The organism is Flavobacterium sp. N2038, from assembly GCF_025947185.1.
In the GTDB taxonomy this organism is placed as follows: domain Bacteria; phylum Bacteroidota; class Bacteroidia; order Flavobacteriales; family Flavobacteriaceae; genus Flavobacterium.
In genome coordinates this window covers 3,145,833-3,171,751 of the sequence record NZ_CP110001.1, presented here as the reverse complement: position 1 = coordinate 3,171,751, position 25,919 = coordinate 3,145,833, and the positions used below count along the sequence as shown (strand labels likewise).

Genomic DNA, 25,919 nt, shown 5'->3' with positions numbered 1-25,919 from the left:
TAAAAGCTTAACAAAAAACTTAGCGACTTAGCGCCTTTGCGGCAAGAACACAACAAAATGAAAAATATAGATACGCTTACCCAGGAAGCAATTAGTTTATTAAAAAGCCTTATCGAAACCCCTTCATTTTCAAGTGAGGAAGATCAGACGGCTCTTTTAATCGAAAATTGGTTCAATCAGAATGAAATTCCTTTCAAGAGAGAAAACAATAATGTGTGGGCTTTCAACAAATATTTCGACGAAAACAAACCAACACTTTTACTAAACTCGCATCATGATACTGTACGACCAAATCAGGCGTACACCAATGACCCGTTTAAAGCAATCGAAAAAGACGGCAAATTATTTGGTTTAGGAAGTAATGACGCAGGAGGATGCTTAGTTTCATTATTAGCAACGTTTGTACATTTTTACGAAAATCAAAATCTTTCGCATAATATTGTAATTGTGGCTTCCGCCGAAGAAGAAAGCAGCGGAAAAAATGGTTTAAACAGTGTTTTAAAAAGCTTGCCAGAATTAGATTGCGCTATTGTCGGAGAACCGACTTTGATGCAATTAGCTGTTGCTGAAAAAGGGTTGTTAGTTCTTGACGTAAAAGTAAAAGGAACCGCAAGCCACGCCGCACATCAAAACGATGATAATGCATTATACAAATCAATTCCGGTAATGGAATGGTTTAAAAACTATAAATTCGACAAAATTTCAGATGTTTTAGGCCCTGTAAAAATGACCGTTACACAGATTAATGCAGGAAAACAGCATAATGTAGTGCCGTCAGAATGTGATTTGGTTGTTGATATTCGTGTAACAGATCGTTATGCAAATTCTGAAATTTTAGAAGTGGTAAAAGCAAATGTTAATGCCGAAGTAACGCCACGATCAATGCATTTAAACGCTTCCTCTATTCCGGTTTCACACGGTTTAGTTCAGGCAGGAATAGCTTTAGGAAGAACAACGTATGGTTCGCCAACACTTTCAGATCAATCGGTTTTAAGCTGTCAGTCTTTGAAATTAGGACCAGGAGAAACGTTGCGTTCGCATTCAGCAGACGAATTTATTTTTGTAAATGAAATTGAAGAAGGAGTCGACCTGTATATCAAAATACTAACCGATTTCTTTAAATTATAATTAAACGAAATTAAACCCGACAGGTTTTTAAAATCTGTCGGGTTTCTAAAAATAGTACCTATGAAACTTTGGGAAAAAGGAATACCAACAGATAAACAAATCGAACAATTCACGGTAGGAAACGATCGTGAACTGGATTTAGTTTTAGCAAAATACGATGCTTTAGGTTCAATTGCACACGCCAAAATGTTGGGACAGATTGGTTTATTAACTCAGGAAGAAACAACTTCTTTGGTTGATGCATTAAACGAAATTATTGCAGATATCGTCGTTGGAAATTTCGAAATCGAAGACAGTTTCGAAGATGTACATTCTAAAATCGAATATCTTCTAACAGTAAAACTAGGCGATGCGGGAAAGAAAATCCACACCGCGCGTTCTCGTAACGATCAGGTTTTGGTAGATGTTCATTTGTATTTAAAAGACGAATTAAAAGCCATAAAAGAACAAGTAAAAACATTGTTTGATTTGTTGATGGAATCGGCAGAAAAACATCAAAATGTATTATTGCCAGGTTATACGCATTTACAAATCGCAATGCCATCGTCATTCGGAATGTGGTTTTCAGCTTACGCCGAAAGCTTAATTGACGATGTAACAATGTTGAACGCAGCTTCTAAAATTGTAGACCAGAATCCGTTAGGATCTGCTGCAGGTTACGGAAGTTCATTCCCAATCAACAGAACATTTACAACACAGGAATTAGGTTTTGAAACCTTAAAATACAATGCTGTAGCAGCACAAATGAGCCGTGGAAAAGCAGAAAAAACAGTTGCTTTTGCCATGACAAGTGTTGCAGGAACATTGTCAAAATTTGCCATGGACGTTTGTTTGTATATGAGCCAGAATTTTGATTTTATTGGTCTTCCGGCACATCTTACAACAGGGTCAAGCATTATGCCTCACAAGAAAAACCCGGATGTTTTCGAATTGATCAGAGGGAAATGCAATAAGATTCAGGCGCTTCCATACGAAATCACTTTAATTACAAATAATCTTCCAAGTGGTTATCACAGAGATTTACAGCTTTTAAAAGAAGGTTTGTTTCCTGCAATTCAAACTTTAAAAGCTTGTTTAGATATTGCAATTTTTTCAATAAAAGACATAACGGTAAAAGATCATATTCTAGAAGATAAAAAATACGATTACTTGTTTACAGTTGATACTTTAAATGAAATGGTTGTAGCAGGAATGCCATTTAGAGACGCTTACAAAGCTGTTGCAGAACAATTGGAAGCAGGAACATACAAATCTCCAAAAGAAACCAAACACACGCACGAAGGCAGTATTAATAATTTATGTCTTGATGCAATTAAAGATAAAATGAAAGCTGCTTTTTAATTTTGGTTAAATGTAAAAAGTGAGCTGTAAAAGGTGAAAAGGTCATTGATTTGTTTCAATGACCTTTTTTTATGAAGTAAATTTAGTTTTTTACCAGTTTAAAAGTTTTGCTTCGGTTTTTGATTTGAACTTTACAGATATAAATGCCTTTGGTCAGATTTCCAACATTCAATTCTAATTTTTCATCAGGAGAAACATTTTTGGAATGCGAATATACTTTTGATCCATTTGAAGAAAATAAATCTACTTCTGCCAAACCATTGTCTGAACTTGAAAAATCAATATTCAAAAGACGATTGATTACTGATGGGTAATATTTTAAATCCAGATTGTTTACATTATCATTTAACCCTAAATTATTACAGCTCGTAGATACAGCGCCTTGAGCATTAACTTGAAGAGTTGCTCCTGCACCGCAAGAAGCGTTCGAAATATATCCCGCAACATTAGCAATTGGTAGGACACTGTAGTTATATGAAGGCTTTGTTATTGTAGTTCCGGAATTGGCTGGCGAATTCAGACAATCTGCAAAAGTAATTCCTATTGTTCCTCCATCCGTGCTTACATAATTTTTAAAAGCAGTTCCAATTTTTGCAAAATCGGTTCCTTCAACATAACAAGAGGTGTTATTGTTCCCTCCGCCTAAACCTATTGCAAGTGAACCTGAAACAGAAGTGTTATAATAGCAGTTTAAAATATGAAGTTCTGCGTTTCTTGCGCGTGGCATTCTTTCTTTACAGCCTTCTGCCCAATAACAATTCTTAAAAGTTATGCTGTAATGCCCATCAGAAGGAGCGTCTGTTTTGGAAGAACCTACTAAATCAGAAAAACGATGATCATCGGCACCACCAGAGCCTCCGGCTTTTGGAGTTTTTAAATAAGTAAACTTTGTCCATGAAATGGTTACATTGTCTGCCGCGCCTTTATTATCAAAATTACCGTCCATTCCATCTTGAAACTCACAATGATCTACCCAGAGATTTGTTGCTTCAGAAGTAAGATTATCATGACCGTCAACGTCATATGCTCCAGGGCCTTCAAAAATAAGATTCCGGATAATGATATTATCAGAACCAGGCTTTAAATTTAAAATTCCAGATCCAGAGGCAGTTTGATCAGTATTGATTAATCGGGCTCCAGGAAGTCCGATAATGGTTTTGTTTGTAATCAATAAACTGGTATAAGTACATGGAATTGTTCCTGAAACTAAAATTACCTGAGGTATAGTTAGTTTTAGTTTAGCAGTCAAATCTGCATATGTTGAAACTGTAACAGGCGTTGTGGTTCCACCTCCTGTTGCTGCCGCTCCATAACCTTCGGGAGTTGACATCACATAATTTTGCGCAGATACCGACAGGCTTAGAAAAGTAAGTAAGGCGAATAGTTTCTTTTTCATTATATTTTGGTTAAGAGATTTTGATTTTTGTAATCGATTACACGAATGTAATTAATTAATTTTAAAGTCGATAATTTTTATGAAAAATTTAGATTTAGTGCTATCATTTTTAGCAGGAAGATTTTTTTAAGACCCTTCAATATTGCTTTTTGTAATGGAGTAATTTATTTCTAAATAAAAATCCTGTTAAATAAAAAAAAACTATTTTTGATCTGTACTTTTTAAATGCAACACATGAATAAATTTGATGATCAGGCCACTAAGTCACTATTTGAGAAAAATTTAATCACAGAGAATCAATATCAGGAAATTACTTCTTATCGTAATTTGAATATTTTTTCGTTAAATGCAGAGTTAAAGCTATTTCTGTATTTGTCTGTTTTGTTGTTTACATCAGGAATAGGGATCTTGATTTATGAAAACATTGATACTATCGGTCATATCGCTATTCTTTCGTTACTTTTGATTGTTATTGTAGTTTGTTTTTATTACTGTTTTAAAAACGCTAAAGGATTTCAGAAAGCAGAAACAGTTTTTGAGAATCCAGTTTTAGAATATCTGGTTTTGGCAGCAAATATTTTAACCTGTATTTTTATCGGATATCTGCAATTTCAGTACAAACCTTTTGGAACACATTACGGGCTGGCAACTCTGGTTCCTACCTTAGTCAGTTTCTTTTGTGCCTATTATTTCGATAACAAAAGTGTTTTAACTATTGCAGTTACTGGTTTGGCGGCTTATGTCGGGCTTTCAGTATCACCTCAGGATTTGTTAAATAATAATGATTTTTATTCAAGTCAGACTTTGAGTTATTCTGCTGTGATGTTAAGTGTTCTATTAGTTTTATGGACCATATACAGCAATCGAATTATGCTAAAAACACATTTTAGTTTAATCTTTCTAACTTTTGCATTACATATCGTTAGTATTGCGGCTATTAGCAATTTAACCAGTTATGATACTTTAATCTGGATGTTATTTGCCCTTGTTTTAGCAGGTTCTACCTTTTATTTCTATAAAGCAAGTTACGAGTTTAAGGCTATTTCGTTGTATGTTTTTATGATTATCTATGCCTATATAGGGTTTAATATTTTCCTGTTCAGAGTTTTTGAAAATGTCGATTTCTCTGATATATGGGAATTGTTTATTTTTCTGTTGCCGGCCTATTTTATTGGCTCAATAGTAGTATTTATTAAACTTATTAAAAAATTCAATAAAGAAGTTGCCTAATGATAGCACACGACAAACAATTGTTAAAGGATTTGACTTTGCTTGATGAAGCAAATTCTTTACAGCATGCAGGTTTTATAAGTAAAGAGCAAAAAGATTTGATTAAAAAAGAATTGCCCGATTTTAAAAGGCAAAAGAATGTTTTGGTTAGGTTAGGATTCTTTTTGTTAGGATCATTTTTATACTTATCAATATGCGGCGCGATTTCCTTATTAGGTCTTAGTGGAGAAGAATTCTTTTTCAAAATTTGCTGCTATATTTTTGCAGCAGTGGGTTTTGTTGGAGCGGAATTGTTGGCTACGCAAAAATATTATAATCATGGTCTGGATGATGCTTTTATTTTAGGAGCTATTTTAAACGTTGGATTTGCAATTGCTATTACAACTGATGGCTATGAATTAGTAATCGCAGCTTTTGTAGCAGTTGCTTCATTTTTATTGTATTCGAGATATTTACATCTTTTGGCTTTGTTAGTTTTTTGTCTCGCCAGTTCAGCTATTTTGTTTTACGGTTTATTTGAATTTGGACCAATCGGAAAAACTATTTTGCCTTTTGTTGCTATGCTGTTTGCTGGGGGATTTTATTTCTTAAGTAAAAGACTAATAAGTAATCTGACTGAAAGATATCATTATAACGGACTTTTATTGGTCAATGCATTCTGTTTGGTTTTGTTTTATCTTTCTTGTAATTATCTGGTAGTCAGAGAGCTTTCTGTAATGCTTTTAGATAATGAAATTCTTCCGGGTAAAGACATTCCTTTTGCCATTTTCTTTTATGCTTTTACATTTATTGTTCCTGTTGTCTATTTGGTACAAGCCTTAAAAACAAAAGACAGAATAATGCTTTGGATCAGCTTTTTAGCGATAGCTTTTTCTATTTATACCATCCGATTTTACTATTCGGTGATGCCAATAGAAGTGGCGTTGACAATAGGTGGAATAGTTATGTTTGCTATTGCCTATTTTTCAATACAAAAATTAAAACATAAAGAAACAGGTTTAACCTTTAAGTCAGATAGAATCAATAATTCTGATGCATTTTTAAATACCGAAGCTTTAGTAGTTGCTTCTGCCTTTGGAATGAAACCGGAAGCTAAACCACAAGATTCTCCAATGGAATTTGGAGGAGGAGGTTTTAGCGGAGGAGGATCAGAAGGAAGTTTTTAAGTTTAATTGTGAATTATGAGTTGTGAATTATGAGTTGATCACTAATTTGAATAAAAATTAGACTTGACATAAAAAATTAAAAACCTGAAATTATACAAATAATTTCAGGTTTTTAATTTTGTTGTGATCTAAGTTAAGTAATTAACTCATAACTCATAATTTATAACTTATAACTTAGATCTTGCTTTTCAATGCTTCAGCATCAATATCGCTGTGCGAAACATTGTAAATTGCTTTCCCGTTTTTGATTAAGATCAATTGTGGAGATTCGTGGTACACATCAAATCTGCTTGCGATTTCGTTAGAAACATCACGATGGGCAATTAAATCTAAAAAGTATGGATCAACTACATTTTCAAGATCGTACTCTCGTTCAAATTGTTTTAGCGCCATACGGCTGATGCTGCATCTTGTACTATGTTTAAAAATTACAACCGGTTTTTCATTAGAGATGGCTTCGATTTCCATTAATTGAACAATATCGGTTAATTCTGTCCAGTTTACATTGCTTTTTGGAGTTTCTGTATTTTCAGAACTTCCAAAGATTGAATTTAAAAAACTCATATTTGGCTTATTTTACGACTTTTTGACATTTAAAAATAGTAAAAACTTGATTTTTAGCGTCATTTTGTCTGTTTTTTTACTATGGAATGTATTTTGTCTATTTCAATGCAAAGTTAAATTATTTGAGTTAATAATGTACCTCAATAAATCGTAACTTTAATCCTATAGAAAATCAAACAAATAATCAATCACAAATCGAAAAAATATGAATATAAATAAATTTACAATTAAATCGCAGGAAGCCATTCAGTTGTCGCAACAATTAGCACAACGAAATGGCCAGCAGCAAATTGAAAATGAACACATTTTCAAAGCAATTTTTGAAGTTGATGAAAACGTGGCGCCGTTTATTTTAAAAAAATTAAATGTAAACGTGCCTTTGTTTTTACAAATTTTAGATAGTACAATTCAGAGTTTTCCAAAAGTTTCAGGAGGTGATATTTTACTTTCCAGAGATGCTAATAAAGCTTTGAACGAAGCTGAAATTATCGCACAAAAAATGAACGACGAATACGTTTCGATCGAGCATTTAATTTTAGCCATTTTTGAATCAAAAAGTAAAGTTTCTCAAATCTTAAAAGATCAGGGAGTAACTGGAAAAGGCTTAAAAGCAGCAATTGAGGAATTAAGAAAAGGCGAAAGAGTAACATCTGCTTCAGCTGAAGAAACCTATAATTCGCTTAATAAATATGCTAAAAACTTAAACGAATTAGCACGCACTGGAAAATTAGATCCGGTTATTGGCCGTGATGAAGAAATCCGTCGTGTATTGCAAATTTTAACGCGTAGAACCAAAAATAACCCAATGCTTATTGGTGAGCCGGGAGTTGGTAAAACAGCTATCGCAGAAGGTTTGGCACATAGAATCGTTGACGGTGATGTTCCGGAGAACTTAAAAGATAAGATCGTTTTCTCACTTGACATGGGAGCTTTGATTGCCGGAGCGAAATTTAAAGGGGAATTTGAAGAACGTTTAAAATCAGTTGTAAAAGAAGTTACTTCTGCAGAAGGTGATATAGTTTTGTTTATTGATGAAATTCATACGCTAGTTGGTGCAGGTGGGGGTGAAGGTGCTATGGATGCAGCTAATATCCTAAAACCGGCTTTGGCACGTGGGGAGTTAAGAGCTATTGGAGCAACAACTTTAGACGAATATCAAAAATATTTTGAAAAAGATAAAGCCCTTGAAAGACGTTTTCAAAAGGTTTTAATTGATGAACCGGATACCGAAAGTGCAATTTCGATTTTGCGTGGAATCAAAGAAAAATATGAAGCACACCATAAAGTTCAGATCAAAGATGAGGCAATTATTGCTGCGGTAGAACTTTCGCAACGTTATATTACGAATCGTTTCTTACCAGATAAAGCAATCGACTTAATGGATGAGGCAGCTTCTAAATTGCGTATGGAAATCAATTCAAAACCCGAAGAATTAGATGTTTTGGATCGTAAAATCATGCAGCTTGAAATTGAGATCGAAGCCATTAAGCGTGAAAAAGAAGAAAGTAAGCTGAAAATTTTGCGCATGGATTTGGCAAATCTGAAAGAAGAACGAAATGAAATCTATGCCAGATGGAAATCTGAAAAAGACATTGTTGACGGGATTCAGGCTGTAAAATTAGAAATTGAAGACTTTAAATATGAAGCTGAACGTGCAGAGCGTGAAGGTGATTACGGAAAAGTAGCCGAAATTCGTTACGGAAAAATAAAAGAAGCGCAGGAACGTCAGGACAAATTGCAAAAACAATTGCAGGAGTTTCAATCTGGAAATTCTTTGATAAAAGAAGAAGTGACCAGAGAAGATATTGCAGAAGTAATTGCTAAATGGACCGGAATTCCTGTAATGAAAATGCTTCAGACTGAAAGAGAGAAACTGTTGCATCTTGAAGATGAATTACACAGGCGTGTAGTGGGGCAGGAAGAAGCAATAGAAGCGGTAAGTGATGCCGTTAGAAGAAGTCGTGCCGGTTTGCAGGATATGAAAAAACCAGTTGGAACATTTTTATTTTTAGGAACAACAGGAGTTGGTAAAACAGAGCTTGCAAAAGCATTGGCCGAATACCTTTTTGATGATGAAAATGCCATGACACGTATCGATATGAGTGAATATCAGGAACGCCACAGTGTGAGCCGTTTAGTTGGTGCGCCTCCAGGATATGTAGGTTACGATGAGGGTGGACAATTGACAGAAGCCGTTCGTAGAAAACCATATTCTGTAATTTTATTAGACGAGATCGAAAAAGCGCATCCGGACACGTTCAATATTTTATTGCAGGTTCTTGATGAAGGTCGATTGACAGATAACAAAGGTCGTCTAGCCGATTTCAAAAACACAATTATCATCATGACTTCTAACATGGGAAGTCAGATTATACAAGAGAAGTTTGAAAATCTAAAAGGTGGCGTTGAAGCAGCTACAGAGGCAGCTAAAACAGAAGTTTTAGGATTATTGAAACAAACTGTTCGTCCGGAGTTTATTAATCGTATCGATGAAATTGTAATGTTTACACCACTTACAGTGGATAATATTTCAAGAATTGTGAGTCTGCAATTAAAGAGTGTTTCAAAAATGCTGGCTTTACAAGGTATCACAATGGATGCAACACCAGAAGCGATTGCTTATTTATCAGACAAAGGATATGATCCTCAATTTGGAGCCAGACCAGTAAAACGTGTGGTACAGCGAGAGGTTCTAAACCAACTGTCAAAAGAAATTCTGGCAGGAAATATTAGTACTGACAGTATTATTTTAATAGATGCTTTTGATGGAAATCTGGTATTTAGAAACCAGACACATACAGTAGAATAATTTATAAACCTAAATGCAGTAATATATTTTTAAAGTTAGAAAACACCAGCAGAAATGTTGGTGTTTTTTTATGTAGAAAAATATAACTTTCATTTTTTTAATAATATTTTACGTCAGAATTATTATATATTTGAGTAATTAACAATTAAATCAAATATATGAAAGGAAACCAACGAATTTTTTTAAATTCACTTATCATTAGTGTTTTATGTATGAGCAGTACCTATGCTCAGGAAAGTATTGTGGCGGCTGGCGGAAGTTCTTCAGGGCCAGGAGGCACATCTACTTTTTCTGTTGGACAAATAGTATATACCAGTTTAGCAGGGAATCAACGATATGCTATAGAGGGGATTCAGCAGCCTTATGAAATAGCGACACTAGGTAAAGATGAATTTAGCGCAATTAATCTTGTAATGTCTGCTTATCCAAATCCTGCAACTGATAATCTCAATTTAGTAGTTACTGATCACAAATTTGATAATCTATCATGTTGTTTGTTTGATATTAATGGAAGAGTAGCGTCACAGAATCTAAAAATTGTATCCTCAGAAACAACAGTGTCAATGCAGGGATTAAACCAGGGAATTTATTTTCTGAAAGTAAATGACAATGCCAAAAACATAAAAACGTTTAAAATCATTAAAAAATAAAGATTAAACAGTAGAAAATATATGAAAAAAATTACTCTCGCATTACTATTACTAAGTTCTTTCAGCATTTTATTTGCACAAGCTCCTCAAAAAATGAATTACCAGTCTGTTATTCGCAAAGCAGACGGAACGTTGGTAGCGAATACTTTAGTAAGTATAAAAACCAGTATATTATTAGGTTCGGCGACGGGGACAGCTTCGTACGCAGAAACACAAACCATAACAACAAACAGCAACGGATTAGCAACAATAGAAATAGGTGGCGGAGCAGCAACTACCGGAACTTTTGCATCGATAGACTGGGGTGCAGGATCGCATTTTATTAAAACAGAAATTGATCCAACTGGAGGAAGCAATTACACCATTAGCGGGACAAGCCAGCTTTTAAGCGTTCCGTATGCATTATATGCTGGAGGTACTGTAAATAAGGGAAAAACTAGTGTTATATTGACAGGCGATATTACAGATGCAGATGCAGCAGCACAAATACAAGCGCAATTAGGTTCTTATACAGAAAACATTTATGTTACGAATACAACAAACTTAACAACCTTAGATTTGAGCGCTGTAAAGAGTTTAATCAATTTTACTGTAATGGATAATCTAAAACTGACTTCCCTAAAAGTAGATAATCTTATTGAAGTTTATGGTGATTTAGAAATTGAAAACAACGAAAAATTAAGTTCACTTGTGTTTCCTGTATTCAATGTAATGCATGGGTATGAGATTAGTATTATGAACAATTCATCTTTGAAGTCTATTTCTTTTCCTGCACTAACTAAAACCAAGGGTATTTATTTTACCTACAATACATCTCTTAGTTCAATTGATTTTCCGATGCTTGCAAAAGTTTATAACTCTCAAACAAGTCTAAACTTTAACAATAATGGGCTTCCGAGCTCTCAGGTTAATTCGATTTTAAATAAATTATTAAATATTACACCATCATCAGGAAATTTTATTCAGTTGCAGGGTCAAACTCCTCCAGCTCCTCCAACAGGACAAGGGATTATTGATAAAGCAACTTTATTAACCAGAGGTAACAGTGTCACGGTAGATTAATTTAAAAATGCAATATTTAAAAAGCATCAGTAGACCGCTGATGCTTTTTTATATCCTTAAATTCTGAAACTTTTTACTCAATTCATATAATAATTAGGTTAAAAAAAATGTTCAATTTTAAACAAGTAAAAATCAGCAAATTATTAATTAAAATTTAAAATCATGAATAACATATTTAGAGGGTTATTGGCAGGCTACGGAGCTAAAAAATTAGGAGGAGGATGCTTTGGGACTATTATAGTTTTTGTAATCCTGTGGGTTCTTCTAGGTCAATGCAGCTAAAATCTATTTACAGAAAATTAGGGATAAAAAGACAAATTTTGATGTAATATTATTGGGAAGATTAAGGCAAAATGTCTAGATTCGCATCACTAAAAATAAATTTAAAAAATGGCTTCAGGTTTTTTCGTTCTATTAGATGATATAGCAGCAATTATGGATGATGTTGCAGTAATGAGTAAAGTTGCAGCAAAAAAAACAGCTGGAATTCTAGGTGATGATTTGGCGGTAAATGCAGAAAAAGCTTCGGGTTTTGCATCATCAAGAGAGCTTCCGGTATTGTGGGCAATTAGTAAAGGATCACTTCTTAACAAAATCATTATTTTGCCAATAGCTTTTTTATTAAGCGCATTTTTTCCAGTAGCGATAATCGTAATTTTAGTATTAGGAGGATTGTTTTTAGCTTACGAAGGAGCTGAAAAAATATATGAATTTATTTTTCCGCACAAACATGAAGAATCTCAGGGAATAACAGAAGATGTTATGACAGAAGAACAAATTCTGGAAGCTGAAAAAGGAAAAATAAAATCGGCAATTGTAACTGATTTTATATTATCTGTAGAGATTGTAATTATAGCTTTAGGGACCGTTATTGGACAGCCTATAACACAACAAATAATCGTAACTTCTATTATTGCACTAATTGCAACTATTGGTGTATATGGTATTGTTGCGCTTATTGTGAGAATGGATGAAGCAGGTTATAAACTTATTAAGTTTAGTAAAAAAGAAAAAAGTATCTCAAAATTCATTGGGAATATTTTGGTAAAAGCTCTTCCGTTGGTTATTAAAAGTTTAACCGTAATTGGTACAATAGCTTTAATTTTAGTGGCCGGAGGTATCTTCGTGCATTATATTCCATATTTCCATCATTTAGCAGCCGAGATAAACATCCCATCAATAATAAAAGAATTTGTAGCAGGTTTGGTATTAGGATTTGTGGTTTTGGGATTTGTAAATCTCTTCAAACTGATATTTAAAAAGAAAGAACCGGCACTTTAAATATTACTTCATATAAATTACAAACACCAGTCCGAAAGGCTGGTGTTTTTTTTGCAAAAAAAATCTGGTTTTATTGCATTTTTAGTCCCTTTCCGGTAGCTCTTGGTACTCTGTCTTTTTAGTGCTAAAAGAGCGGGAAAAAGGATGCTAATGCTATAATGGTTGTATGATAAAATATGTTTTTCATAAGAAATTACGGTTCTTTTTAAAATTATTTTTATTTAATAAGTTTCTTAATTTCAGGTGTTTAATGGTTTTGGTGAAATAATTAACATTTTTAAAAAGCAACCATCGCAACTCTATCGCGTCTTCATAGTAATTAACAATTAATTATTATTTTATATGAAAAGTTTTAAATTAAAATCAGTTTTAGTAGTATTATTTTTATCTACAGTATTAATTTCATGCAGTAACGATGATGATAAAGCAGTTGCTCCCATAAAAACAAAAGTTGCATTTGTAACAGAAATCAAAGGACCGGAAACTGGAAAAGTAAATGATGAATTAAGTTATGATGTAACTTTTCTTGTAGATAATGCTTGTGGAGAATTTGATAAAATTTCTGAAACTAAAATTGGCGAAGTAAAAGGATTGCAAGTTGAAGCAAAATACCCGTCAGAACTTTGTACACAACAGGTACCAGATCCTAAAAAGACAGTTTACAAATTTAAAGCAACTGAAAAAGGAACTTTCGAAATCAAATTCAAAAAATCAGAAACTGAATTTGTAACTCAAAAAGTAGTTATTGAATAACAACCCTCTTAGTTGATATTTTTTTAGGTTGAAAGCCATTTTGCGGAAGTTTAGTATTAAGCTGATGTGAAATGGTTTTTTTAATTTAATTATTTTCCATGTTTTATTCGATGTTATATAAAAGTTATTGACTTTGCCATTCCTTTAAAAAGTATTATTTTTGCACTCTAAATTTTATGTCATGCCGAAAAGAAAATATAAAATATCGGTTATTCAGTTAAATCTGAATGATGTTGCCGAAAACAATCTAAAAAAATGTATCAGCTGGGTAAGAGACGCTGCAAGTCAGGGAGCAGAAGTTATCTTACTTCCGGAATTATATAGCAGTCATTATTTCTGCCAAAGCGAAGATGTAGATAATTTTGCATTAGCAGAACCGCTTTACAGTACTTCATTTGTTGCTTTCAGCGAATTGGCAAAAGAATTAGGAGTAGTTATTATTGTTCCTTTCTTCGAAAAAAGAATGGCTGGAATTTACCACAATAGTGCTTATATCATCGATACAGATGGTACAGAAGCTGGTTTATACCGTAAAATGCACATTCCGGACGATCCGCATTTCTATGAAAAATTCTATTTTACTCCGGGTGATTTAGGTTTTCAGGCAATCGAAACTAAAAAAGGAACAGTTGGAACACTTATTTGTTGGGATCAATGGTATCCGGAAGCAGCACGTATTACAGCTTTAAAAGGTGCTGAGGTATTATTTTACCCAACAGCAATTGGATGGCATCCGAAAGAAAAAGAGCAATACGGAGAAAACCAATATGGAGCGTGGATGAATGTAATGAAAGGTCATGCCGTTGCAAATGGTGTTTTCGTTGCAGCTGCTAATAGAATTGGTCTTGAAAAATATATTGAAGGAACAGAAGGAATTCAGTTTTGGGGAGCTTCTTTCATCGCTGGCCCACAAGGAGAGATTTTAGCTCAGGCTTCTCACGATAAAGAAGAAATCTTAATTGCCGAAGTTGATCTAGACTTACAGGAAAATGTTCGTCAGAACTGGCCATTCTTCAGAGACAGAAGAATTGATGCCTTTGGTGATATTACAAAAAGAGCAATCGATAGATAATTAAGTTTATCTTGATATAAAGTAAAAAAGCGGCTTCAATAATTTGAAACCGCTTTTTTTAATATTTAAAATACCGTTTATTTTAAATCCGGCTGATATATTTTTATAGTTCCGTCACCTTCACTGCTAACCACTAGCAAACTTCTTTTTGTTGGACTTTTAGAAGCTGGAATGAATAAAATTCCTTCTGGAGCATCACCTGTTTTTACAGTTTGTAAATATTGTGGAGAAGCAGGATTTGTAACATCATAAGTCATAAATGCATCAGATCGTTCTAGTCCCACAAATAAAATATTCTGATTTCCCATTTTAGCAACAACCACCGCTTCTGGCTCAGAACCTTTATCATCACTGCGTTTGTCATCATAAGTTCCTAATTCATTTGTTTTTCTGTCAACATCATTTTTGCTGTCATAAACAATTTTCCCTGTATTTCCATTCCAGATAGAGAAAGAACGCGCTCCAAAACTTACTATTTGGTCTAAATCTCCGTCGCCGTCAGTATCGCCCATATCTGCAACAAGATTTAATCGTCCTAAAATATTGTCCAGTTTTAAATTCGCAGCATCAGGAAAAACGGTTGCGTCAAGTTTAAAGCTTTTCATACGTTTGATGTCAGTATTAGCTGTATATTCTCTTGCATCACCTTCATTTGCGGTAACAAAGTAAGGAACATTGTTAGCAGAAAAATGACCGATTGCATCTGGCATATACATTCCTTTTACTTTCCATGGATTGAAAGCAATTTTGTCATCAAGATCACTCACATCAATAGCATTTTCTGTAGTATTATAATCTTTTAAACCTAAAGGATAAATAGCAGTGATGGTTTTAGAAGTCAAATCTACTTTTGCAACGCCATTATTTTCTTGTAAAGTTACCCATGCAGTTTTAGAATCATCAGAAATAGTAATGTATTCTGGCTCAATATCCTGAGCAAAGCTTTTCGCAACTTTAGAAATTCTGAATCCGTCTTTTGCTAAAGTTGTAGCCTGACCACTGAAAGAACTGAAATCTAATGTTGTTACAGCATAAGTACTTGTTTCGATAATTGAAATTGTTCCGTTTGGATCTTGTGAATAATCGGTATTTGGTTCACCTTCATTGGCAGTCATAATAAATTTTCCGTCAGGAGAAAAAGTAATCATATCCGGTAAAGCACCAACTGTAACTTGTTTAATTAAGCTATAATCAGTAGTGTTAAAAACAACAACTTTACCGTTTCCTTGTTTGTTTACAGTAGATTCTAAGGCAACGGCCAGTTTTCCATCATAAACAGAAACACTGTTTGATGCACCTTCATAAGCTGTTAAATCAATTTTGCCAATTTTAGCAGGTTTTGTTGGGTCAGTTAAATCAATTACATCAATTTGATTTACTCCACTATTATTTACTGTGAATAATTTTTTTGTTTTTTCGCAATAAGCAGAAATTTCTGCTGCAGCTTCACCGCCAATAGTTATAGAACCAATTTCTTTAAAAGTTGCCGGATTTTCATTCGCCGTAAGGTCTTCTTGTTCATTATTAGATTTTTCGTCGTTATTACAGCTTGTCAAAATTAAAAGTGCTGTTAATAATGAGATGGTTAGTTTTTTCATTTTTATTAGTTTTTAGTTTTGCCAAAAGTAATTCGCATAACTTAGCGGTATATTAAGCAGGTATTATTTAATCTTTAACTAATTTTTGCAGGATATTTTTTGTGAAATTTTATATGAATTTTATTCAGTTGTTTTATAATCCTAACGAATGCTTATCTTTGCACTTTCTAAATTAGAACCAGTTTATGTCAACAAATAATAGAAGATTTCCAGCAGAATGGGAAAAACAACAAGGGATTGTTTTGTGTTTTCCGCATAATGGTAACGATTGGCCCGGAAAATACGAGGCAGTTCAATGGGCTTTTGTAGAATTTATAAAAAAAGTAGCGACTTTTGAAACTGTTTTCCTGGTTGTAGCCGATGAAAAGCTAAAAGAGAAAGTAGCTGAAATGCTTGAAAGAGCCCGTGTGAACACTAAAAATGTTTCATTTATTATCCATAAAACAAACAGAAGCTGGATGCGTGATTCCGGACCGATTGTGGTTAAAAACGGATCGAAAAGAGAAGCGCTAAATTTTAACTTTAATGGTTGGGCGAAATATAAAAATTATCAGTTGGATAAATTTGTTCCGGGTAAAATAGCTGATTTTATTGATGTTCCTTTAACACAGGTGATGTACAAAGGAAAACCGGTAATTGTAGAGGGCGGAGCAATTGATGTAAATGGAAAAGGAACTTTACTAACTTCTGAGGAGTGTTTAATGCATCCAACAATTCAGGTACGAAATGCAGGATTTACTAAAGAAGATTACGAAGCAGTTTTTAAAGAATATTTAGGTGTTACTAACGTAATTTGGTTAGGAGATGGAATTGAAGGAGATGATACTCACGGACATATCGACGATTTATGCCGATTTGTAAATGAAGATACTATCGTAACTATTGTAGAAACAGATAAAAACGATTCTAATTATAAACCTTTGCAGGATAATTTAAAACGTTTGCAAAATGCAAAATTAGAAAACGGAAAATCGCCAGTTGTTGTAGCATTGCCAATGCCAAAACGAGTAGATTTTGAAGATTTAAGATTACCGGCAAGTTATGCTAATTTCTTAATCTTGAATAATTGTGTTTTAGTTCCAACATTTAATGATAGCAACGATCGTGTGGCTTTAAATATATTATCAGAATGTTTTCCTGATAGAGAAGTAATCGGAATAAGTTGTATTGATTTTATCTGGGGATTCGGGACATTACATTGTTTGAGCCAGCAAATTCCTGCTTAGCTTTTTTGCCACAAAGGCTCAAAGGCACTAAGTTTTTTTGAATTGTTTTGTCAGGCTGAGCGATCCCGAGGCTTCGGGAGAAGCCGTGCAAAGTTTTTTTCAAAGTATTGTATAAAGATTTAATCTCGCAAAGTAGCAGAGTCGCAAAGTTTTTATAATTTATCAAATAGCCTCCAGTTTTAACTGGAGGAAAAATAAAGTCACCGTAAAGGGCTTTAGCCAAAATTCGCATTTTTGGCTAAAGCCTTTTTTATGCTCAATATAAATCCCTCCAGTTAAAACTGGAGGCAACAAAAAACTTTGCAGGAATTCGACTTCGCTCAGCCTGACAATGTATAAAAAAACTTAGCGTCTTCGCGACTTTGCGAGATTTAAAATATTCAGATAAAAAATCATTTCAATCCATATAATCTGTGGTAAGGGATAAAAACAAAAAACCTTGTTAGACAACTAACAAGGTTTTTCTATTTCTATATCTCTTCAGATAAATTATCTGCTCTTCATTGTCTCACGAAGGGAGGTAATAATTGGCTGGAAACTTCACCAAAACCAATTCTAACTTCATTGCTTTCGCAGAAACCTCTAATGATTACAGTATCATTATCTTCGATAAATTTACGTTCTCCTCCACCATTTAACTGAATCGGATTTTTTCCTCCCCATGTTAATTCCAACATCGAACCAAAACTATCCGGAGTTGGGCCAGAAATTGTTCCGGAGCCCATCATGTCACCAGAATTTACGCGACAACCATTTGAAGTATGATGCGCTAATTGCTGACACATTGACCAGTATAAATATTTAAAGTTTGATTTTGAAACAACAGTTTCTTCTTGATTTTCAGGTTTTACTGAAACTTCTAAGTGAATATCAAACGCTCTTTTTCCTTTAGTCTGTAAATAAGGAAGCGGAGACGGATCTTGTTTTGGTCCTTTAGTTCTAAAGGGTTCCAAAGCATCCATAGTTACAATCCACGGAGAAATTGAAGTTGCGAAGTTTTTAGCTAAAAATGGCCCAAGTGGTACATATTCCCATTTTTGAATATCACGGGCACTCCAGTCATTTAGTAAAACCATTCCGAAAATATAATCTTCAGCTTCATAAGTCGGGATGTTTTCTCCCATTATGTTTACATCGGTAGTAATAAAAGCGGTTTCTAATTCGAAATCGACTAAACGTGAAGCACCAAAAACCGGTGTATCGTGGCCAGCAGGCAAAGTTTGTCCCATTGGTCTGTGAACCGGAATTCCGGAAGGCACAATTGTAGAACTTCTTCCGTGGTATCCAACCGGAATATGAAGCCAGTTTGGTAATAAAGCATTTTCCGGATCTCTGAACATTTTTCCTACGTTTGTAGCATGTTCTTTACTAGAGTAAAAATCGGTATAATCACCAATTAAAACCGGTAATTGCATTTCAACATCGTCAATATTAAAAATAACAATATCGCGATCTTTTGTTGAATCTCTAAGTTGTGGGTTGGTTGCATCGAAAATCTCAGCAATACGATTTCGGACTAAACGCCATGTCTTTTTTCCGTCGGAAATAAAATCATTAAGCGTGTCCTGCATAAACATATCATCTGTTAAATCTATTCCTTCAAAATAGTTTAATTGTTGCAAAGCCCCTAAATCTATGGCATAATCGCCAATTCGCGTTCCTACTGTAACGACATTTTCTTTAGTAAGAAATACACCGAAAGGGATATTCTGAATAGGGAAGTCACTATTTTCTGGTACTTCTAACCATGATTTTCTTTTGGTATCGTTGGCGGTTATTGGCATGTGAGTGTTAATTATTTGTTGAAAAATTCTATGTCAAATATATCATAATCTAACAGTTTGGCAAACGTTTTTTTGTATTTTTGCATCAAATTAACGAAAAACGAAAAAATGCAACGCGACGAACAAATTTTTGATCTTATTCTAGAGGAAAAAGATAGACAAATTCACGGATTAGAACTTATCGCTTCAGAGAATTTTGTAAGTGATGAGGTAATGGAAGCAGCTGGTTCTGTTTTAACTAATAAATATGCTGAGGGATATCCTGGCAAAAGATACTACGGCGGTTGCGAAGTAGTTGACGTTATTGAGCAAATTGCAATTGACAGAGCTAAAGAATTATTTGGTGCTGAATATGCAAACGTACAGCCTCACTCAGGTTCTCAGGCAAATACATCAGTTTACCATGCATGTTTAAATCCTGGTGATACTATTTTAGGTTTCGATTTATCTCACGGTGGTCACTTGACTCACGGTTCTCCTGTAAATTTCTCAGGTCGTTTATATCGTCCTGTTTTTTACGGTGTAGATGCAGAAACTGGTCGTTTAGACTATGACAAAATCCAAGAAATTGCAACTAAAGAACAGCCAAAATTAATTATCGCAGGAGCTTCGGCTTATTCTCGTGATATGGATTTTGCTCGTTTCAGACAAATTGCAGATAGTGTAGGAGCAATCTTATTTGCTGATATTTCTCACCCTGCTGGTCTTATTGCAAAAGGATTAATGAATGACCCAATCCCACATTGTCATATTGTTTCTACTACAACTCATAAAACATTACGCGGACCTCGTGGAGGTTTGATCTTAATGGGGAAAGATTTTGAAAATCCACAAGGTTTAAAAACTCCAAAAGGAGAAATCAGAATGATGTCTTCATTATTAGACTTAGCTGTTTTCCCAGGGAATCAAGGTGGGCCTTTAATGCACATTATCGCTGCTAAAGCAGTTGCTTTTGGTGAAGCTCTTAAAGATGAGTTCTTTACTTATGCAATGCAATTGCAGAAAAATGCAAATGCAATGGCTGATGCTTTCGTAAAAAGAGGTTACAACATTATCTCTGGCGGAACAGATAACCATATGATGCTTATTGACTTAAGAAATAAAAATATTTCTGGTAAAGAAGCTGAAAATGCATTAGTAAAAGCTGAAATTACAGTAAATAAAAACATGGTTCCTTTTGATGACAAATCTCCATTTGTTACTTCTGGAATTCGTGTAGGAACAGCTGCAATCACAACTCGTGGTTTAGTTGAAAAAGATATGGAAACTATTGTTGATTTGATCGACAGAGTACTTGCTGATCATACAAATGAAGCAGTTATCGAAGAAGTTGCTGAACAAGTAAACGAAATGATGAGCGAAAGACCAATTTTTGCTTATTAAAAATTAGTCATAAAGTCTTAAAGTCGAAGGTCGAAAGTCTTGAAATGGAATGTAAAATTCTATTTTAATTTTGATCTTCGACTTTTATTTTTAGACTTTATAACTTTCGACTTTCAAACTTTAAGACTTAAAAGAATGGGCGTATTAAGATTACAATTGCCAACCGACCCAAGATGGGTAAATATTGTTGAGAAAAATATTGAAGAAATCCTTACTGATCACGCTTGGTGCGAGCAAAAAGCAGCAACAAACGCGATTACAATTATTACAAACAATTCTGAACATCAGGATTTAGTCCAGGATTTATTGGCTCTGGCCAAAGAAGAAATCGATCATTTTGAACAAGTCCATAATATCATCATCAAAAGAGGATTAAAATTAGGACGTGAGCGTAAAGACGATTATGTAAATGAATTGTATTTATATATGAAGAAAAGCGGTGACGGAAGTCGTGTTTCTGGTTTGGTAGAAAGATTACTGTTTTCTGCCATGATCGAAGCAAGAAGCTGTGAACGTTTTAAAGTGCTTTCTGAAAATATTAAAGATGAAGAACTGGCTGTTTTTTACAGAGAATTAATGGAAAGTGAAGCCGGACATTATACTACTTTTATCACTTACGCACGTAAATACGGAGTTGGAATTGATGTTGAAAAACGTTGGAGAGAATGGTTGGAGTTTGAAGAGTCAATCATTACTAATTACGGAAAAGGAGAGACGATACACGGATAATTAAAATAAAATTCCAATTTTAAAATTCCAAATTCCAAAATAACAGCGTGTAAACTTTGTGAGTCTTTGAGAAACTCAGTGTGTCTCTATGAAATTTCAAAAATAAAAAATCCGTTTTAATCTGTGTTTTCGCGATAGCGAATCTGTGTCATCTGTGTGCTAAATTTAATGTTCAGTTAGCAACCTAAATCTACGATCTAAAATCTAAAATCATTATATTTGAAAGTAATCAAAATTCAATGCCATGAGAATAGAAACAGACCTGAAATTGGGATTTAAAGATGTAATGATTCGACCAAAAAGATCAACACTGAAAAGTAGATCTGAAGTATCTCTAGAGCAAAATTTTAAGTTTTTGCACAGCACAACAAATTGGACTGGAATTCCGATTATGGCTGCCAATATGGATACTGTAGGTACTTTTGAAATGGCTCAGGTTTTGGCAAAAGAAAAGCTTTTTACTGCGATTCATAAACACTACACGTTAGAGCAATGGAATGATTTTTTGAAAAACGCAACTCCTGATTTCTACAATTTCATCGCTATAAGTACCGGAACGGGAAAAGATGATTTTGAGAAAATAGGGAAGGTAATCACTGCAAACCCGTTACTTAAATTTATTTGTATTGATGTTGCCAATGGTTATTCAGAGCACTTTGTTCAGTTTTTAAAACAAACCAGAAAACAATATCCTGATAAAGTAATTATTGCCGGAAATGTGGTAACAGGCGAAATGGTAGAAGAATTATTATTGGCAGGTGCCGACATTGTAAAAGTCGGAATTGGACCGGGATCAGTTTGTACCACACGAGTAAAAACCGGCGTAGGTTATCCGCAGCTTTCTGCCATTATTGAATGTGCTGATGCTGCCCACGGTTTAGGTGGGCACATTATAAGTGATGGCGGCTGTACAACTCCGGGTGATGTTGCAAAAGCTTTTGGTGCAGGTTCAGATTTTGTAATGTTGGGCGGAATGCTGGCCGGACATGCAGAAAGTGGAGGAGAATTAATTGAAATAAAAGGCGAAAAATATAAACAGTTTTACGGAATGAGCTCTGCAACTGCAATGGATAAACACGTTGGTGGAGTAGCAGAATACAGAGCAAGCGAAGGAAAAACAGTTCAGGTTCCGTTTAAAGGAAATGTTATTGCAACAGTTTTAGATATTTTGGGTGGCTTGCGAAGTACTTGTACTTATGTTGGTGCTTCCAGATTAAAAGAATTAACCAAACGAACAACCTTCATTCGCGTAAGCGAACAGGAAAATCAAGTTTTTACAAATTAAAATACTTTTAAATAGATTATGATTACAATTTCAGAAGCAGGTTTAGGGGATATCAAAATAATTCAGAAAATTACAAATATCACGTGGCCTATTACTTATGGAGAAATTTTATCTCAGGAGCAGTTAGATTATATGTTAGGTTTATTTTATTCTGACGAAGCTTTAGCAAAACAAATTGAGAATAAAGAACAGTTGTTTTATCTAATTTCAGATTCATCATCGACAATTGGTTTTATAGGAATTGAGCATAATTATAAATATGAAGCCATTACCAAAATCCATAAAATCTATCTCTTGCCGGAAACACAAGGTAAAGGTTACGGAAAAATTGTTTTTGACTCAATTGAAAAATTGGCTCTAGAAAACAATTCCAGTGCCCTTTCCTTAAATGTAAACCGTTTTAATACGGCATTAAATTTCTATAAAAAAATAGGTTTCGAAATTAAAGAGACGGTTGATATAGAAATTGGGAATGGATATTTGATGGAGGATTATGTGATGGGGAAAACTTTATAGTCTCTTTTGAGTGTATTTATTCTTTTAGAAATTTACTAAATACAAGGTTATTAGGGTAAAAGAGTTTTTATTTTTTAAGCGATAAAATAGATAGAGTTATCTATTTTTTATTATACCTTTGATAAAAAACAAAATGAACCAGAAAAAAAGTGTAAAAGAACGAATACTTGATACATCATCACGCTTGTTTTACCATCAGGGATTTAATAGTACAGGAATCAATCAGATTATTGCCGAGGCTGATATTGCAATAGGTTCTCTGTACAAACATTATCAATCTAAAAATGATTTATTGTATCATTATTTGGAGCAGCAGGAAATTGAGTACTTCGAGAATCTTAATGATTATCTAAAAGAGGAAAAACAGCCTCTTAAAAAGCTTCTTAAATTAGTAGATTATCGTACAAAACTCCAGACTGAGGCAAGTTATTCGGGATGCCATTTTATTAAAATAAATGCAGAAATAGGACGAACAGATGCTAAAATAGAGCAATTTATCGTTGCTCACAAACAGCGTCAAAGCGATTATATTGATGAAATCGTTGCTGAAATCAGTGCAGAACAAAAGCTTTCGATAGAAAGGAATATTCTTGGTAATATGATCTTTCTAATGATAGAAGGTGCCGTTGTATCGGCAAGTATACATGGAAATAGTAAAGATCTAAACGAAGTAAAAAAAGCAATTGCACAATTATTTTAATTTTTTTTTAATTAAAAATAGATAGATCATTCTATATATCATGAAAAATAAAAAACATATTTCATTACTTATACTGTTGTTGGCGCATTTGCTGACAATTTTAGATATTTTTGTTGTAAACGTCGCTATTCCATCAATTCAGGAAGGACTTGAATCTCCTGATGGAAAAATTCAATTGGTAGTTGCGATGTACATGGTTGGGTTTGCATCATTTTTAATATTCGGAGGAAAAATTGGGGATTACTATGGCAGAAAGAAAATTTTTATTTTAGGAATGTTGCTCTTTCTGTGTACGTCTGTGGGATGTGGTATCGCGATGTCAACAAACCAGCTTATCGCTTTGAGATTTTTTCAAGGAGTAAGTGCAGGATTGATGTCTCCACAAGTACTTTCTTATATCCAGGTTCTTTTTGCTGATCATAAAGAACGTACATATGCGATGGGGTGGTACGGAATTGCCATTGGTATAGGTACAATGCTGGGGCAATTTTTAGGAGGTTTTTTTGTAGAGCTTGAACCGTTTATTGTTGATCAATCGTGGCGGTATATATTTCTTATTAATGTTCCAATTTGTGTAATAGCTCTTGTTTTGGCGATATGCTATCTGGATGAGTCGAGAGATAATTCGGCTTTACAAATAGACTATACCAGCGCTTTTATATTATGTGTCGGACTTATAATATTGGTGTTTTCAATAGCCGTTGGATTTGAGCAAAATACCTTAATGAAGTTATTCATACCACTATCATTACTATTTCTTTTAGCATTCCTTTTTAGACAAAAGAAAAGGAAATTAAATAACAAAGAACCATTATTGGATCTGAAACTTTTTAGCAACAAGAATTTTAATATTGCAGTTTCTGCTTCGGCGTTGTTTATGCTAATGCTGGATGCTTATTTTTTTGTGCTTGCAGTTTTTTTACAAGAGGGGATTAAATTGTTACCTATGCAAGCAGGGTATTTTGTTGTATTTCAGGGTGGTGGATTTATTTTTGCTTCGTTTTTCTCTGCGAGATTAGTACTGCGTTTCGGTAAGACGGTGTTAATTTTTGGTGTATTACTTCTAATTCTTGCGTTGATTTTGCAGCTTGTATTTTTTTACTTCCAAATAATTGATTTTAGAGGATATCTGGTAATGTTCGTACATGGTTTTGGAGTAGCATTAGTTTTACCTTCATTTGCTAATATTGCTCTGAAAGGCTTACCTGAAAATATGATTGGAAATGCATCTGGAGTTTATTCAACACTTCAGCAATTGTTTGGAGCTTTGGGAATTGCGCTAACCGGAAGTGTATTTTATTATTTTCTAAAAGAGAATAGGGATTTTCAGCATTTTTATAATGCCTTTTTGTACACGGCTTTTATTCATTTGTTTTGCTTAGGCGGCGTGTTGTCTATTTTGATTTTTTTGCCAAAATCAATACTTCCTAAAAAGCAAAAAATTAAAGAAAAAAAGATAATTATATCTAACTCACAATAACATCATGCTTAAAAAGTAATCCTTTTACTTCTTTCAAAGAAAACACAGCTTTTTTCAGTTTAGTTTTAGAAGGATCTATGGTATAATTGTAGCTTGTCTGAAAGTCAGTTTTATTGGCGATTGCTTTATCAAATTCAGACCGGTATAAATCGCAATTGTAGAAAACTACATTTGTAAGATCTGCAGCCATAAAATCAACAGCAATCAAACTACAATTAGTGAAAGTTGTTCCTTTTATTTTTAAAGTGTAAAACTTCGAAAAATCAAGTACACAGTCATTAAACTCAATTTCGAAAATTAATTTGTCGCACATGGCAAAATTAACTTCTTTGATTTCACAACGATTAAAAGTAGCGGTTCTAAAAGCAACATAATTAATTTTTGCGTCATTAAAAATGCAATCATTAAAAACACAATCGATAAAAGTAACGGCAAGAAAAGTACAGGCAGAAAAATTACAATTATTAAAAATACAGCATTCAAAGTCTTTAAAATTCAGATCTTCTTTTGCGTAAGTAATAGTATTGTATTCCTTGTCAAGGAAATATTCGCTTTCTTTTTTCAAGTTTATTCTGGCTGTTTTTTGAGACTGAAAAGGTACTAATTTACAACTGAATATTTCAGTTAATTTTTAAAACATTTTAAATTAACATGCTTTTTTAAGAGCATAATAGCTGCATATTTTAAGAGGTAAGTTTTTGATTGTTTAAGTGTAATATCTTGAAAATAAGCTATATATTTACAATGAATTAATTATTGCTTCTAA

The 25,919-nt window shown here is 33.8% G+C and carries 22 protein-coding genes; 17 read left to right on the top strand and 5 right to left on the bottom strand.

The features are described 5' to 3' along the window. Positions 1-57: 57 nt before the first annotated feature. Positions 58-1,128 carry a M20 family metallo-hydrolase gene (locus tag OLM51_RS14030; RefSeq protein ID WP_264551227.1) on the top strand — a complete coding sequence of 357 codons (1,071 nt, stop codon included), beginning with the start codon at positions 58-60 and terminating at the stop codon, positions 1,126-1,128. A 60-nt stretch (positions 1,129-1,188) separates the two neighbouring features. Further along, positions 1,189-2,469, top strand: a complete 1,281-nt coding sequence (argH, locus tag OLM51_RS14025; protein ID WP_264551226.1) for an argininosuccinate lyase — start codon at positions 1,189-1,191, stop codon at positions 2,467-2,469. Positions 2,470-2,551: 82 nt separating this feature from the next. On the opposite strand, the gene OLM51_RS14020 is transcribed toward argH, so the two are convergent. After that, a complete protein-coding gene (locus tag OLM51_RS14020) occupies positions 2,552-3,865 on the bottom strand; it encodes a T9SS type A sorting domain-containing protein (protein ID WP_264551225.1) in 1,314 nt (437 codons plus the stop codon). Between the two features lie 234 nt (positions 3,866-4,099). Here OLM51_RS14020 and OLM51_RS14015 point away from each other — a divergent pair, with 234 nt between their 5' ends. Next, a complete protein-coding gene (locus OLM51_RS14015; RefSeq protein WP_264551224.1) occupies positions 4,100-5,095 on the top strand; it encodes a DUF2157 domain-containing protein in 996 nt (331 codons plus the stop codon). Further along, entirely contained in the window at positions 5,095-6,261 is a 1,167-nt protein-coding gene (locus OLM51_RS14010) for a hypothetical protein (RefSeq protein WP_264551223.1), read from the top strand. Before OLM51_RS14015 ends, OLM51_RS14010 begins: the two co-directional genes overlap by 1 nt. A 174-nt stretch (positions 6,262-6,435) precedes the next feature. On the opposite strand, the gene ytxJ is transcribed toward OLM51_RS14010, so the two are convergent. Next, positions 6,436-6,825 (bottom strand): bacillithiol system redox-active protein YtxJ, encoded by a 390-nt coding sequence (gene ytxJ, locus OLM51_RS14005; protein WP_264551222.1) that lies wholly within the window; start codon positions 6,823-6,825, stop codon positions 6,436-6,438. A 205-nt stretch (positions 6,826-7,030) separates the two neighbouring features. Between ytxJ and clpB the strand changes: the two genes are divergently transcribed. From clpB to OLM51_RS13975, 6 genes are all read left to right on the top strand, one after another. Continuing rightward, positions 7,031-9,634, top strand: a complete 2,604-nt coding sequence (clpB, locus tag OLM51_RS14000) for an ATP-dependent chaperone ClpB (RefSeq protein WP_264551221.1) — start codon at positions 7,031-7,033, stop codon at positions 9,632-9,634. A gap of 158 nt (positions 9,635-9,792) precedes the next feature. Beyond that, complete coding sequence (locus tag OLM51_RS13995) at positions 9,793-10,284, top strand: T9SS type A sorting domain-containing protein (RefSeq protein ID WP_264551220.1); 492 nt, start codon at positions 9,793-9,795, stop codon at positions 10,282-10,284. Positions 10,285-10,305: 21 nt separating this feature from the next. Next, positions 10,306-11,346 (top strand): hypothetical protein, encoded by a 1,041-nt coding sequence (locus OLM51_RS13990; protein ID WP_264551219.1) that lies wholly within the window; start codon positions 10,306-10,308, stop codon positions 11,344-11,346. 390 nt (positions 11,347-11,736) lie between these two features. Next, a complete protein-coding gene (locus tag OLM51_RS13985; protein ID WP_264551218.1) occupies positions 11,737-12,627 on the top strand; it encodes a DUF808 domain-containing protein in 891 nt (296 codons plus the stop codon). A gap of 342 nt (positions 12,628-12,969) precedes the next feature. Next, entirely contained in the window at positions 12,970-13,380 is a 411-nt protein-coding gene (locus OLM51_RS13980; RefSeq protein WP_264551217.1) for a hypothetical protein, read from the top strand. Between the two features lie 181 nt (positions 13,381-13,561). Then, positions 13,562-14,452 (top strand): carbon-nitrogen hydrolase, encoded by an 891-nt coding sequence (locus tag OLM51_RS13975; protein WP_264551216.1) that lies wholly within the window; start codon positions 13,562-13,564, stop codon positions 14,450-14,452. Positions 14,453-14,529: 77 nt separating this feature from the next. On the opposite strand, the gene OLM51_RS13970 is transcribed toward OLM51_RS13975, so the two are convergent. After that, positions 14,530-16,050 (bottom strand): choice-of-anchor I family protein, encoded by a 1,521-nt coding sequence (locus OLM51_RS13970; RefSeq protein ID WP_264551215.1) that lies wholly within the window; start codon positions 16,048-16,050, stop codon positions 14,530-14,532. Positions 16,051-16,235: 185 nt separating this feature from the next. Here OLM51_RS13970 and OLM51_RS13965 point away from each other — a divergent pair, with 185 nt between their 5' ends. Next, entirely contained in the window at positions 16,236-17,276 is a 1,041-nt protein-coding gene (locus tag OLM51_RS13965) for an agmatine/peptidylarginine deiminase (protein WP_264551214.1), read from the top strand. Between the two features lie 500 nt (positions 17,277-17,776). Here OLM51_RS13965 and fahA read toward each other — a convergent pair whose 3' ends face one another. Further along, entirely contained in the window at positions 17,777-19,060 is a 1,284-nt protein-coding gene (gene fahA / locus OLM51_RS13960) for a fumarylacetoacetase (protein ID WP_264551213.1), read from the bottom strand. 108 nt (positions 19,061-19,168) lie between these two features. Between fahA and glyA the strand changes: the two genes are divergently transcribed. The 6 genes from glyA (at position 19,169) to OLM51_RS13930 (ending at position 25,153) form a co-directional block, all read left to right on the top strand. Beyond that, entirely contained in the window at positions 19,169-20,443 is a 1,275-nt protein-coding gene (gene glyA, locus OLM51_RS13955) for a serine hydroxymethyltransferase (protein WP_264551212.1), read from the top strand. Between the two features lie 135 nt (positions 20,444-20,578). Next, positions 20,579-21,172: a tRNA-(ms[2]io[6]A)-hydroxylase gene (locus OLM51_RS13950; protein ID WP_089055797.1), complete on the top strand. Its 594-nt coding sequence runs from the start codon at positions 20,579-20,581 to the stop codon at positions 21,170-21,172. A 244-nt stretch (positions 21,173-21,416) separates the two neighbouring features. Next, positions 21,417-22,457 (top strand): GMP reductase, encoded by a 1,041-nt coding sequence (locus OLM51_RS13945; RefSeq protein ID WP_264551211.1) that lies wholly within the window; start codon positions 21,417-21,419, stop codon positions 22,455-22,457. Positions 22,458-22,475: 18 nt separating this feature from the next. Next, entirely contained in the window at positions 22,476-22,973 is a 498-nt protein-coding gene (locus OLM51_RS13940; RefSeq protein WP_264551210.1) for a GNAT family N-acetyltransferase, read from the top strand. 133 nt (positions 22,974-23,106) lie between these two features. Beyond that, complete coding sequence (locus tag OLM51_RS13935; RefSeq protein WP_264551209.1) at positions 23,107-23,673, top strand: TetR/AcrR family transcriptional regulator; 567 nt, start codon at positions 23,107-23,109, stop codon at positions 23,671-23,673. Positions 23,674-23,713: 40 nt separating this feature from the next. After that, positions 23,714-25,153: an MFS transporter gene (locus tag OLM51_RS13930; protein ID WP_264551208.1), complete on the top strand. Its 1,440-nt coding sequence runs from the start codon at positions 23,714-23,716 to the stop codon at positions 25,151-25,153. Here OLM51_RS13930 and OLM51_RS13925 read toward each other — a convergent pair. Next, on the bottom strand, positions 25,140-25,718 hold the full coding sequence (locus OLM51_RS13925) for a pentapeptide repeat-containing protein (protein ID WP_264551207.1): 579 nt from the start codon (positions 25,716-25,718) through the stop codon (positions 25,140-25,142). The genes OLM51_RS13930 and OLM51_RS13925 overlap by 14 nt on opposite strands. Between the last annotated feature and the right edge of the window lie 201 nt (positions 25,719-25,919).